The sequence below is a fragment of the Thiomicrospira microaerophila genome (assembly GCF_000934765.1).
GTDB classification, from domain to species: domain Bacteria; phylum Pseudomonadota; class Gammaproteobacteria; order Thiomicrospirales; family Thiomicrospiraceae; genus Thiomicrospira; species Thiomicrospira microaerophila.
Map to the genome: position 1 here is coordinate 25,653 of NZ_JYNN01000003.1, position 13,188 is coordinate 38,840.

General features: G+C 45.8%; 11 protein-coding genes and 1 pseudogene. 3 read left to right on the forward strand and 9 right to left on the reverse strand.

All coding sequences use genetic code 11. From position 1 onward, the window contains the following. Positions 1-5: 5 nt before the first annotated feature. Together yajC and ffh are read right to left on the reverse strand one after the other, a co-directional pair. A pseudogene (gene yajC, locus NA59_RS02075) lies at positions 6-323 on the reverse strand (preprotein translocase subunit YajC); the annotation flags it as partial. Positions 324-396: 73 nt separating this feature from the next. Beyond that, positions 397-1,791: a signal recognition particle protein gene (gene ffh / locus NA59_RS02080; RefSeq protein ID WP_044407582.1), complete on the reverse strand. Its 1,395-nt coding sequence runs from the start codon at positions 1,789-1,791 to the stop codon at positions 397-399. Positions 1,792-1,888: 97 nt separating this feature from the next. Here ffh and NA59_RS02085 point away from each other — a divergent pair, with 97 nt between their 5' ends. The 3 genes from NA59_RS02085 to NA59_RS02095 all read left to right on the forward strand — a co-directional run bounded on the left by NA59_RS02085 (position 1,889) and on the right by NA59_RS02095 (position 4,851). Further along, positions 1,889-2,686: a cytochrome C assembly family protein gene (locus NA59_RS02085; RefSeq protein ID WP_044407230.1), complete on the forward strand. Its 798-nt coding sequence runs from the start codon at positions 1,889-1,891 to the stop codon at positions 2,684-2,686. 61 nt (positions 2,687-2,747) lie between these two features. Continuing rightward, the gene (locus NA59_RS02090; RefSeq protein WP_044407233.1) at positions 2,748-4,025 is read left to right on the forward strand and encodes an HlyC/CorC family transporter; all 1,278 of its coding nucleotides are present in this window, start codon (positions 2,748-2,750) and stop codon (positions 4,023-4,025) included. 10 nt (positions 4,026-4,035) lie between these two features. Next, positions 4,036-4,851, forward strand: coding sequence for an inositol monophosphatase family protein (locus NA59_RS02095; RefSeq protein ID WP_052501401.1), 816 nt, complete (start codon positions 4,036-4,038; stop codon positions 4,849-4,851). Positions 4,852-4,916: 65 nt separating this feature from the next. On the opposite strand, the gene NA59_RS14165 is transcribed toward NA59_RS02095, so the two are convergent. The 7 genes from NA59_RS14165 to hisC all read right to left on the reverse strand — a co-directional run bounded on the left by NA59_RS14165 (position 4,917) and on the right by hisC (position 13,180). Beyond that, positions 4,917-7,157 carry a PAS domain-containing hybrid sensor histidine kinase/response regulator gene (locus tag NA59_RS14165; RefSeq protein WP_052501402.1) on the reverse strand — a complete coding sequence of 747 codons (2,241 nt, stop codon included), beginning with the start codon at positions 7,155-7,157 and terminating at the stop codon, positions 4,917-4,919. Between the two features lie 63 nt (positions 7,158-7,220). Beyond that, entirely contained in the window at positions 7,221-8,588 is a 1,368-nt protein-coding gene (radA, locus tag NA59_RS02105) for a DNA repair protein RadA (protein WP_044407235.1), read from the reverse strand. A gap of 56 nt (positions 8,589-8,644) precedes the next feature. Continuing rightward, positions 8,645-9,316 (reverse strand): cytochrome c1, encoded by a 672-nt coding sequence (locus NA59_RS02110; protein ID WP_052501403.1) that lies wholly within the window; start codon positions 9,314-9,316, stop codon positions 8,645-8,647. After that, complete coding sequence (locus tag NA59_RS02115; protein ID WP_044407238.1) at positions 9,316-10,554, reverse strand: cytochrome b; 1,239 nt, start codon at positions 10,552-10,554, stop codon at positions 9,316-9,318. The genes NA59_RS02110 and NA59_RS02115 overlap by 1 nt, the downstream gene beginning before the upstream one ends. Beyond that, positions 10,554-11,168 (reverse strand): ubiquinol-cytochrome c reductase iron-sulfur subunit, encoded by a 615-nt coding sequence (gene petA, locus NA59_RS02120; protein ID WP_044407241.1) that lies wholly within the window; start codon positions 11,166-11,168, stop codon positions 10,554-10,556. Before petA ends, NA59_RS02115 begins: the two co-directional genes overlap by 1 nt. Before the next feature lie 156 nt (positions 11,169-11,324). Further along, positions 11,325-12,074, reverse strand: coding sequence for a Nif3-like dinuclear metal center hexameric protein (locus NA59_RS02125; protein ID WP_044407594.1), 750 nt, complete (start codon positions 12,072-12,074; stop codon positions 11,325-11,327). A 5-nt stretch (positions 12,075-12,079) separates the two neighbouring features. Further along, the gene (hisC, locus tag NA59_RS02130) at positions 12,080-13,180 is read right to left on the reverse strand and encodes a histidinol-phosphate transaminase (protein ID WP_044407244.1); all 1,101 of its coding nucleotides are present in this window, start codon (positions 13,178-13,180) and stop codon (positions 12,080-12,082) included. Positions 13,181-13,188 lie beyond the last annotated feature (8 nt).

Below are 13,188 nucleotides of genomic sequence, written 5' to 3' on the forward strand. Positions count from 1 at the left end.
GTGCCTTTTAATGTACCCTTAGGCAGTAAACGCGCGATATTTTGACGATCCACCTTAACCACAACATTCGGCGCAATCTCAAGGTCACAAAAGGCTTCATCCAAATCACGAATCTTGCCGCCTATACCGCCATAAGTAATGATTTCATCGCCTTTTTGTACTTCGCTCACTAGTTTACGGTGTTCTTTAACTTTCTTTTGCTGTGGGCGAATCAATAAGAAATAGAAAATAACGAATAGCAAAATAAGTGGAATTAAACCTTCCCAACCCGCGCCGCCAGAACCGCCGCCATCAGCCATTGCATTACTAATAAAAAAATCCATAAAGCGCTCCATATTTAAATATTAAAAAATTAGTCGTCGTATTTTGGCACAAGCGCCAATAAAAATCAGCTTTTTATTTACCTAAGCCGCCCATACCACCCATGCCGCCTAAGCCACCCATGCCAGGCGGCAATTTGCCTGCCATGCCGCGCATCATATTTTTAAGGCCGCCCTTTGACATTTTTTTCATCATTTTTTGCATTTGATCAAACTGTTTCAACAACTTATTGATATCTTGCACCTGCGTACCTGACCCCATCGCGATACGGCGCTTTCTAGACCCTTTTAGGAGCGTTGGAAAGGCGCGCTCTTGGGGTGTCATCGAATTAATAATGGCTTCAAGCTTTTTAAACTCACGTTCAGCAAAACCTTCTTGCATCTGGTTTTTTACCTGACTCATGCCGGGCAACTTGCCTAACAAGCCGCCAATGCCACCCATTGTTTGAATCTGCACCAGCTGCTCACGGAAATCCTCTAAATCAAACTTACCGGTTTTTTGCAGTTTACTGGCAAAGGCCTGGGCTTTTTTCTGATCAATCTTTGTTTCAGCTTCCTCAATCAGGCTGAGCACATCGCCCATTCCCAAAATACGCCCTGCCATACGGTCTGGGTGAAACAACTCCAACGCTTCGGTTTTTTCGCCCGCACCAATAAACTTAATTGGCTTACCGGTTATTTCACGAATCGATAGCGCCGCACCGCCACGCGCATCACCATCGGTTTTAGTTAAGATAACACCTGTTAAGGGCAAGGCGTCATGGAATGCACGCGCGGTTATTGCCGCATCCTGCCCGGTCATCGCGTCAACCACGAAGAGCGTTTCAATCGGCTTGATCGCCTGATGCAGTGCTTTGATTTCATCCATCATGTCGCTATCAACGTGCAATCGGCCGGCGGTATCGACGATTAACACATCCATAAATTGGCGTTTGGCTTCGCCACGTGCGCGCTCAACAATATCAACCGGTTTTTCATTGGCATTGGAGGGTGAGAACTTTACATCCACTTGTGCCGCTAGGGTTTCAAGCTGCTTAATCGCTGCCGGACGGTAGACATCCGCCGACACCACCATCACTTTTTTCTTTTCACGCTCTTTTAACCAACGCGCCAACTTGGCCACCGATGTGGTTTTACCCGCACCCTGTAAACCGGCCACCATAATCACCGCAGGCGGTTCAACTTTAAAGTTTAATGGCTCAACTTCTTTACCCATGGTTTCGGTAAGTTGCTCGCGGACAATTTTAATGAATGCCTGCCCAGGATTGAGTGACAAGGACACCTCTTGACCGAGTGAGCGCTCTTGCACCTTGGCAATAAACCCTTTTACAACAGGTAAAGCCACATCGGCTTCTAATAAAGCACGACGTACATCACGCAAGGCATCTTTTATGTTATCTTCGGTTAATCGCCCTTGCCCACGCAAGGACTTCATCGTTTTGGCTAAACGATCGGATAAATTTTCAAACATGACCATCTCTCAATTGATTTAAAATTTGTTCTTCTATACACTTTGAATTTGGTTATTATAACGGATAACAACCCGACTCACACCCTAAGGAATTTGAATGATTAGTAACTTAAGCGCATTAATGGCTAGTTTGCTTTATTTTATGAGCGCCTATTATCTGATGCGCTGTATTCGTAATACTGAAACAGCTGGCCTGTCAATGCGTGTCCCGATTCTGGTCAGCGCCGCCTTTGGTTTAGTTTTGCACACCATTTCACTCACGCTGACACTATTTACACAATCAGGCATGATTTTTAGTTTCGGCAACGGCCTCTCCTTAATTGGCTGGATCGGGGTGTTTTCACTGCTAATTATCAGCTTAAATAAACCGACGGAAAGCCTCGGCGTGTTTATCTTCCCGCTCGCCGCCTGTGTGACGCTGCTCCCCTTGTTTATTGGTCATCCGCATCCGATTGATTATAGTTTGGGCTTTCATGTCGTCATATCTATTTTTGCTTACAGTGTGCTTGGCTTAGCCACGGCACAGGCTATTTTATTTTCAATTCAAGAAAAACGTTTTCAGAAACGAAAGCTAAGCAATTTAATTCGCGCCTTGCCCCCCTTGCAAGTCATGGAAAAAACGTTAATTCAGCTGATTATTTTAGGGTTCATTATTTTATCCATCGCTATTTTGAGCGGTGCCTATTTTATTGAAAACTTTTTTGACCAAAAACTCGCACATAAAACCTTTTTCTCTATTTTAGCCTGGTTTACCTATGCCTTATTTTTATGGGGCCATTTTCAACGAGGTTGGCGCGGGCAAAAAGCCGCCCGCTATACCGTTTGGGCTTACAGCTTTTTAGCCATTAGCTATATTGGCACACAAGGGGTATTGATGGTCATGCGCGTGCTTTAGTGTTAGGCTTTCACAAGAATTTGCTATAATCGCTTTTCGTTATTAATTAGATGGATTCACTTTGAACGACATACCTCTGCTGTTTTTATTTTTAACCCTTTTTTTGATGGTGTTATTATCCGGCTTCTTTTCCAGCTCAGAAACCAGCTTAATGGCACTCAATCGCTACCGCCTCAAACACAAAGCAAATGAGGGACATAAAGCGGCGATCAAGGCGTTACGCTTACTTGAAAAACCCGATCGTTTGTTAGGTGTGATTTTACTAGGCAATAACTTTGTTAATATTTTTGCCTCTTCTATTGCAACCATTATCGCTATGCGACTGATGGGCGAAGCGGGTATTGCGATTGCAGCTGGACTCCTTACCCTTGTTATTTTGATTTTTGCTGAAGTCGCCCCAAAGACCGTTGCGGCGCTCTACCCTGAAAAAATCGCCTTTCGCGCCGTTTATGTGCTTGATCCGCTTCTTACACTTTTCTCTTCTGTGGTTTGGTTTGTTAATATTGTCGCCAATAACTTCCTCAAACTGTTTAGAATTGATGTCGCTAAAACCAAACAAGACCATTCATTGAGCCAAGAAGAGTTGCAAACCCTTATCGATGAAGCCACTGGGCAACTTCCAAAACAGTATCGCGATATGTTGACCAGTATTTTGCGATTGGAAAGCGTCACGGTCGAAGACGTGATGATACCTAAACAAGAAATATATGCGGTTGATGTCGACCAGCCTTTTGAAGACTTTTTAAAATGCTTACAGCACTCACCTTACACCCGAATCCCACTTTATCGGGGCAATCTTGACGAAGACTTTGTGGGCATTCTTAACTTGCGCCGTGCATTGCCTATTTTGATGCGTGATGAAATCAGCCTTAAGGACATCATTAAACTCTCGCGCCCAGCTTATTATGTGCCCGAAACCACCGCCCTCAATATGCAGCTGGCCAACTTTAACAAAAATAAGCGCCGGATGGCATTGATTGTTGATGAGTATGGTGATTTACAAGGTTTATTAACCGTAGAAGACCTACTTGAAGAGATTGTTGGCAAACTGTCTACTGACGCACGCACTAAAGAAGTTGAAACGATTGCAATCCATGCCGACGGCTCAATGACGATTGATGCCAGTGAGTTTATTCGTGACCTGAACAAAGACTATATGCTCGATTTGCCGACTGATGGGCCAAAAACCCTTAACGGACTGGTTCAAGAACAGCTCGAAACACTGCCCCCTGTGGGTACCTGCATTCGTGTTGGCAATTACACGCTTGAGGTACTGGAGGTCTCGCAAAACGCGATTGAAACGATTAAAATCACACTTTTAACCCCCCCAACAAAGTAGTTAAGAAAACATGCAAAACCCATTTATCGACAACCAGGCCTGGTTGCAACTTCAAACCGGCATGACGCAGATTGCACAACAAGAAATCATGTCACGCTTTAACAAAGTGGGCTATGAGCTAAAAGCGGATGGTAGCTTGCTTACCGAAGCGGATACCGCCATGCAAACGGCGATGACCCGGTTTTTACAACAAAACTGGCCACAATTTGCACTGCTTGGTGAAGAATCTGACAAACAAGAACAGCAGGCGGCGCTGGACGCTGAGCAAGGATGTTGGATTTTAGACCCGATTGATGGCACCACCAACTTTGCCAATGGCATCGCCTTTTTCAGTGTCTCACTGGCATTAATGATCAAAGGCGAGCTGGTGCTAGGATTGGTGTATGACCCTGCCAAAAACGAGCTATTTTCGGCTCGACTAGGGATGGGCGCTTACCTTAATGGGCAATCCATTAAGACGGAACAACACTTACGCAGCTTAAAAGAATGCGTGGGAGTTATTGACTTTAAACGCCTCGATGATATGTTAGCGACGGCTCTGGCGATCCAAGCGCCCTACGCCTCGCAGCGTAGCTTTGGTTCAGTGGCGTTGGATTGGTGCTGGATGGCCGCCGGACGTGGTCAGCTTTATTTACATGGCAATCAGAGCTTGTGGGACTATGCTGCAGGCTGGCTCATACTTAATGAAGCCGGCGGCGCCAGCATTAGCCTAGACGGCCAACCCGTGTTAGCCAAAAAAATTGGCAAGCGCCCTGCGATTGCCGCCAGCAACGCAAGCCTTTTAACCACATGGAAAGATTGGATTGATCGCCATAACGAGGACTAGGCGCCTATCGGACTAAATCAATCGGCTGCCAAAAAGCAGGATTGGGCTATTTTTCGCGTCAATCCTTAAACCTGACTCCACTTCCATAGCGCGCGTTTAAGCGCGTGTATATCGATAGGCTTGGTTAAATAGTCGTTCATACCGGCATCCAACACCCTTTCTTTATCACCGCTTAACGCATTCGCGGTCAGTGCAATCACCGGTATGGTGGCCTTCACATTGTCGCCCAGCGCACGTATACGCTTGGTCGCCTCTAATCCATCGAGTTCAGGCATTTGCATATCCATTAAAATTAAATCAAAATCACGCTGCGCTAATTGCTTTAGCGCCTCAAGGCCATTATTGGCTAGGGTGATTTTGTGTCCTAACTTGGTTAAAATCGCGCGAATCAACATTTGATTCGACAGATTATCTTCAGCCACTAAAATATCTAGCGGACGCTGTTCATCGAAGTTTTGGGTCAAATTGGCTTCGTCTACCGCTTTCGATGCCGCCGCCGGCGTGGGAATTTCAAACCAAAAGCAGCTTCCTTTACCTACCTCACTATCTACGCCGATTTGCCCCTTCATGGCTTCAACCAACTTTTTACAAATCGCTAAACCTAGACCGGTTCCACCGTATTTGCGTGTTGTTGAGCTATCCGCTTGCATAAACTCACTAAACAGCTTACCAATATTTTGTTGCGCAATCCCAATACCCGTATCTCTAATTTCAAAGCGACCATAACCTGGCGTTTTTTTGCTCAGAGAAACCCTCAAGGTCACCGAGCCCTTTTCCGTAAACTTAATTGAATTCCCCATTAAATTTAATAACACCTGGCGTAATCGCGCTTCGTCTCCCCAAATAAACGGCGCAAGTTCAGCGGCGTAGTCGGTTTTAAACAGGAGGCCTTTCATTTGAGCTTCTGGACCTAAAATAGACGCCACCGTTTCTAACTGTTCAAATAAACTAAACGCACGATGCTCTAACTGCATTTGTCCAGAGTCAAGTTTATTGAAATCTAAAATATCATTAATAAGGTAAAGGAGATGCTCGCCTGAACGCTTGATCATTTGCATTTGCTGAATTTGTTCCTTGCGCAGATCTGAGTCCAGTAACAAGGAAGACGTACCAATGACCGCATTTAAGGGTGTTCGGATTTCATGACTCATCACCGATAAGAAGTCAGACTTAGCTTTGGTGGCATCTTCGGCCGCCAGTTTTGCAGAACGTAAATCCTCTTCCATTTTATAACGCTCAGTAATATCTAAGGCAAAACCTAACAGCCACGTTGAACTTGTTTGATCTAAGTTTTGAATCGTTACCGGACCACGCCCAGTCATAAAACAATGTGGCTGACCATCTACTATTCGCTTTTGCTCAGACATTAGTAACTTACCCGCTTCTCTTGCTTGAGCGTCTAGCTGAATGTTTTGGCGTGCCATTTCAGTTGAAAAAATCTCAAAATCCGTTCGACCTATTGCTTTATTACGACTAACCCCTGTCAGCGCTTCAGTTTGCTTACTAAAGAAACGAAAACAACCATGACCATCCTTAACGTAGATGCTAACTGGTAAGGCATCAAAAATTTGCTCAATAAGGGACTCTCGTTGATAAACGGTCTGCTCGGTACGCTTTTGCTCCGAAATATCACGCAAAGAGCCCACCAATCGCATCGGCAAATCTGTTTCGGGCTCCCATTGTGCACGCCCTGTTAATTTTAGCCAGATATACTGTCCATTACTGGATCTTAACCTAAAATCTAAGTTCAGCGGCCACTTGGTTTCCAAGTGCGCATCAATTTCCTCGGCAACTAAATTGACATCCTGCGGATGAATCCGCGCCATCAACGCTTGCTTCGTATTTCCCATCTCAACAGGTGAGACTTCACAAATCTTATAGGTTAAATCCGTATAATGAATCTTATCCTCTAACAAGTCCCAATCAAACAGTGCCAGCCCAGCCGCTTCTATCGCGTTATGACACACCGCTTCATCATATTTGGCAACCTCTAAGCGAACATCTTCTTCCGTATTAGATAGAAATTGAAGAATAAAGCCATCTTGGTAGTGGTTTAAAATAAACTGATAGGCTTGCACCCCTTGAAGGGGAAAGTGCTTAAAACTTTTGGCTGACAGGGTTTGTAACGCAGACAGCAGGCGCAGCTTTAACTCAACATCCAGATTGATATCATATTCGCCCCACAGCATTCTCGCGGTCGGGTTTTGCCATAAAATTTGCCAGTCGGCATCATTTTGACGCTGAATAAAGGCGACGGCCAATTCTGAGTCTTGATATAGGTCAATTAAAGCGGCGTTTACGTCCATGTACTTTTCTCAATATTTTTTGAACATTCTAGTCTATTTTAACCCACAATAGAAAGCGCAGGGTTAACTTAAGTGCGTTAAAGCATCTGACAAGCGTGTTACACCAATCAATTCCATACCCGCAACACCGCCCTTCGGAATGTTCGCCAAGGGAACAATCGCCCGCTTAAAACCATGTTTAGCCGCTTCAAAAATACGCTCCTGACCACTGGGTACGGGTCGAATTTCACCAGCCAACCCCACTTCGCCAAATACAACTAAACCGTTATCTAGCGGCTTATTACGCATGCTTGAGAGAATAGCTAACAACAGCGTTAAATCAGCACTGGTTTCAGTCACCTTTATCCCACCCACTACATTGACATAAACATCTTGATCCGCCGCTTGAATACCGCCATGGCGGTGCATCACAGCTAACAACATCGCAATACGATTCGAATCAATACCGACACTCACGCGTCTCGGGCTGCCATAAGGCGAATCATCAACGAGCGCTTGCAACTCAACCAACAGCGGTCGGGACCCCTCCCAAATAACCATCACCACCGAACCGGCAGCCGGCTCAGAACCGCGAGATAAAAAAATGGCGGAGGGGTTCTTCACTTGCTTTAAACCCAACTCGGTCATCGCAAACACACCCAACTCATTCACCGCGCCAAAGCGGTTTTTAATCGCACGGAGCGTCCGGAAACGACTGTCTGACTGCCCTTCCAAGAACAAAACGCTATCCACAATGTGCTCCAACACTCTAGGGCCAGCGACTTCGCCTGATTTAGTAACATGCCCAACTAAAAAAACGGCAATATTATGCTGTTTGGCAAACCGCGTTAAATAGGCGGCAGACTCTCTTACTTGCGTCACCCCGCCAGCGGCTGTTCCTAGTTCAGCAAGCTGCATCGTCTGAATAGAGTCCACCACCATCACCTTGGGCTGTTCTTGTTGTGCAAAGTTCATAATTTGCTCAACCTCTGTTTCTGCCAACAATCTAAGTTTAGCCTGCGGCAATTGCATACGCTGTGCACGCATCACCACCTGTTGTAATGACTCCTCACCCGTCACATAGAGCACGGGCATCGTTTGACTTAAGCCACACATCACCTGCAACAAAATCGAGGACTTACCCACCCCGGGATCACCACCAATTAGCACCACAGAGCCGGGTACAATCCCACCACCGAGCACACGATCAAGTTCAGACATCCCGGTAGTAAAACGTGGCACCTCCGATAGTTCAATCTCCAGCGCCGAGAGCACTTTGTTTGAACGTGTACCGCTATAGCTTGCAGAGGTCCGCGTGGCGGCCTTGGGCGATGACGACAATCTGAGCTCCTTGAGCGTATTCCATTCACCGCATTCGGCGCATTGCCCTTGCCATTTTGAATGCTCGCCGCCACACTCGGTGCAAACGAAAACCGTTTTTGCTTTTGCCACAAACGTCTCCCAAACAAAAAAGCCCGCAAAGCGGGCTTAAAAAAACAACGATTACATTAGTGTTTGATGTCTTTCCAATATTCGCGTTTAAGCAAATAGGTGAGCACCAACAGCACCAATAGGAAAAGGATGACCTTCCAACCTAAGTCCCAACGCTGAACCTTGGAAGGCTCACCGACATAGTCAAGAAAGTTTACGATATCCGTTGTCGCTTGATCATAGGCTTCGTCACTAGCATGACGCTTCAAACCCTCAAGCACGTTAGGCATCGACGTCCCCGTTAGCACTTTATTATTCCACTTGCCTTCCTCTTCTTCATAATAGCCGCGAATAAAAGTATAGATATAATCATTACCTTTGACACGCGTAAGCAAGGACAAATCAGGCGCTTCGATGCCAAACAGGTCTTGAGACACGCCTGGCTCCATACGTGTTTTAACATAATCAACCGCTTTAGCTTGATTAAAAGCCATGTTTTCAATCGCTTGCTCATCCGTCCAACCTATATCACGCGCTATACGGTTATAGCGAATAAGCTCAACGGAATGGCATGCCATACAATAGTTTGCGAACAAAACAGCACCGCGCTGAAGAGACTCTTGGTCGCGCACGTTATTATTGACTTTTTCAAGCTCAATATTGTAACCGGGTGCCGCATGCACCAATCCAAAGGGGAGCATCATAACGGCAAGCATCAAACTTAGTTTACGTAAGAATGTGTTTTTCATTAGGTAGTCCTCTCGGGTACTGGCTTCGTCTTTTCGTTTACCGATGTGAAGGGTAAAACAATAAAGAAAGCAAAATAAAGGATTGTAAATATTTGCGCAAGCTTCGTGTATAGCGGCGTTGAAGGCAAGGCACCGAGTACACCTAATACAATAAAGCTGATCACTAACATGGTTAACAAAAGCTTGTACGAGTTACCACGATAGCGGATAGAGCGGACTTTGCAACGGTCCAACCAAGGCATCGCAAATAACACCGCAATCGACAAGCCCATCGCCGCAACACCTAAGAATGGATCTGGCACCGCACGCAATATGGCATAGAACGGAGTAAAATACCAAACAGGTGCAATATGATCCGGTGTTTTCAAGGGATCTGCAGGCTCAAAGTTAGGTGCTTCAATAAAGTGACCACCGCCATCAGGGAAGTAGAACACAATAATCGCAAAGAAAATTAAGAACATCACCGCACCAAACGAATCTTTAACGGTGTAATAAGGGTGAAAGGGCACACCATCTAAAGGTAAGCCTTCAGGACTCTTATGTTTTTTAATATCGGTACCGTCTGGATTGTTTGAACCTACTTTGTGCAAAGCGACAATGTGCATAAATACCAGCAACACCAATACTAATGGCAATGCAATGACATGCAATGCAAAGAAACGGTTAAGGGTTGCATCGGAGATGATATAGTCACCGCGAATCCATAATGCCAAATCAGGACCGATAAAAGGAATCGTGCTGAACAAGGAGATAATTACCTGTGCACCCCAATAGGACATTTGACCCCAAGGTAACATGTAGCCCATAAAGGCTTCGGCCATCAAGACCACAAAAATCAACATGCCGATTAACCAAACCAACTCACGAGGTTGCTTAAAAGAACCATAGAGCAAGGCACGCATCATATGAAGGTAGACAACAATGAAGAAGGCAGATGCCCCCGTGGTATGAATATAACGAATTAACCAGCCCCACTGAACATCACGCATGATGTACTCGACAGAAACAAACGCATCATCCGCTGAGGGTTTATAGCTCATCGCTAACCAAATACCGGACACAATCATAATGACCAGTGTTAACAGAGCAAAAGAACCAAAAAAATACCAGAAATTAAAGTTTTTCGGCGCATAGTACTCGGCGACATGCGCATTCCATGTTTCAATTAATGGAAATCGATCATCCACCCATTTCAGTAAGCCACCTGGCTCACTGACTTTTTTATTGACTTCAGACATTAGGCTTGCCCTCCTTCACTCGCGTCTTCACCGATACGAATTCTGGTTTCGGTTAGATAATTATGGGGTGGAATTTCTAGATTAGTCGGTGCAGGGACCGATCTAAATACACGACCGGCCAAATCAAAGCTTGAACCATGGCAAGGGCAGAAAAAACCACCACGCCAATTCGCCGCCATATCAGGCGAATTAACAGCGGGGCGGTAAAGCGGCGAGCAACCCAAATGGGTGCAAATGCCAACCACCACCAAAAACTCATCCTTGATAGCACGCGTCGCATTTTTAGCATAGGCGGGCTGTTCTGAACTCTCCGACATCGGATCACGCACCACAGAATCGAGCTCTGTAAGACGCGATAACATGTCAGGCGTGCGACGCACCACCCATACCGGCTTTCCACGCCAGTTGACTGTCACCATCTGACCAGGCTGCAACCCAGCGATATCGACATCCACCGGGGCACCCGCTGCTTTAGCCTTATCACTTGGCTGCCAAGACCCTACAAAGGGCACAGCCACGAACGCTGCACCTACCGCACCTACCACGCCCGTAGCTCCAGCGAGGATTTGACGGCGCTTAATATCAACCGTTTCTATTGTTTTAACTTCAGACATAGTCATGACTTCCTCATGGCTCAAAAGAAAAATCTATTCTACAGAACAGACCCTTGAAGGTGAATACATAAATCTTTATTACAAAATAAATAAAACTTATGACTCACGACGTTGCATTAATTAATTCTATGAATTTACAGGACTCTCGCTTCCATTTTATACCGGATTAACGCATTCAATATAATCAGCTTGCAAATTAAATTCTTTTTTTACTAACTCAGCCAAGGCTTTAACGCCCCAGGTTTCGGTGGCGTGATGACCTGCTGCCAAGTAATGGATGCCTGACTCCGCCGCCATATGCGTTGTTTGCTCGGATACTTCACCACTTATATAGACGTCTGCCTGCCAATCAATCGCCTGCTGAATATAACCCTGAGCGCCACCACTACACCAGCTAATGGTTTGCACCTGCTGCGGACCGCCTGGCAAGTGTAGCGGCTCACGCGCCAGACTTGATGCTACCTGTTGTTTAAACAACTCAATTGACATAGGCTCTGATAATCGCCCTAATCTAACCAGGCTAACCAGGCCTGGCTGTGGTGTTATATCCTCCAGACCCCAAAGCTTAGCAAGCTGTGCATTATTACCTAACTGCGGGTGCGCATCCAATGGCAGATGGTAACCAACAAGATTTATATCATGGTCGATCAACTTTTTTATTCGCTGATACTTAATTCCCGTTATCGTCGTCGGCTCGTTTTTCCAAAAATAGCCATGGTGAACCACAATCATATCCGCTTGCTGTGCAATCGCCTGATCTATCAAAGCCTGTGATGCGGTAACGCCAAACACGAGTTTTTTTATTTCCGCTTTGCCTTCGACTTGCAGGCCGTTGGGGGCATAATCTTTAAACTCATCAATCGCAAGCAAGTTATTAAGATAGCTAACCAGTTGATCACGTTGCATTAGCATTAAACCTGCTTGAGCTGTTTACAAAAGGCATCCATAAACGCTTTGTTTTCAGATGCACTACCCACTGTCACTCTAAGACAATTGGCTAACAACCCGCCGGTTGGTGAAAGATTTTTGATCAACACGCCCGCTTGCTTTAATCCGGTAAACACCTTATCAGCACTGACACCTTTAAGCCGTAGCGTAATGAAATTGGCCTGCGATGGATAAACCTCACAGGTCCCTGTCGCCTCTAATGCGGCCACCAACTCGGTGCGTTGCTGCTTAAGCGATGCCGCTTGCTCTACTAAAACATCATAATGCTCAAGCGCAAATGCGACACCCTGTTGAGTAGCGATATTGATATTGTATGGCAGACGAATCTTATCAAACTCCGTCATCCAGCGCTGATGACCCACCATATAACCTAAGCGGAAAGCCGCCAAACCTACCTTTGAAAAAGTGCGCATCACCACCAGATTTGGATAGCGTTCTATGTCCCCAATAAAACTATCTTCGGCAAACGCATTGTAAGCCTCATCCACCACAACCAGGCCGGGTGCTTGCTCAATAATCTGCTCGACTTGCGCGCGGCTAAATGCATTACCTGTTGGATTATTCGGATAGGCTATAAACACAATCGCAGGCTGATGTTGCTGCATCGCCTCAATGAATCGATTCACATCCAGCGTAAAATCTTCATTCAGTGCTACCGAGTGGTAAGGCATGCCGACAAAGCGCGAAACCATGTCATACATTACAAAAGTAGGTGCAACCGACATCACGCCGCGCTGGCTTCCCGACATTGCCATCATGACTATTTGAATCAACTCATCAGAGCCATTACCAAACACTAGCTGTTGATCTTCGGGTAAATTTAACAAACGCGAAAGTGGTTCACGAATCAAACTCACATTCGGATCAGGATAGCGATTAAACGCCAAACTCGCGATTCGTTCCAACCAGGCCTGCTGCATTTGCGGTGGCCAAACATAGGGGTTTTCCATCGCATCCAGCTTAATCATGTTTTGCGCGGGTTGCACATGATAAGCATTAATTTGGCGAATTTCTGGACGAACTAACTGTTCAACCCAATCCTGCACACTGGCTTGTTGATTCATGATTTGGT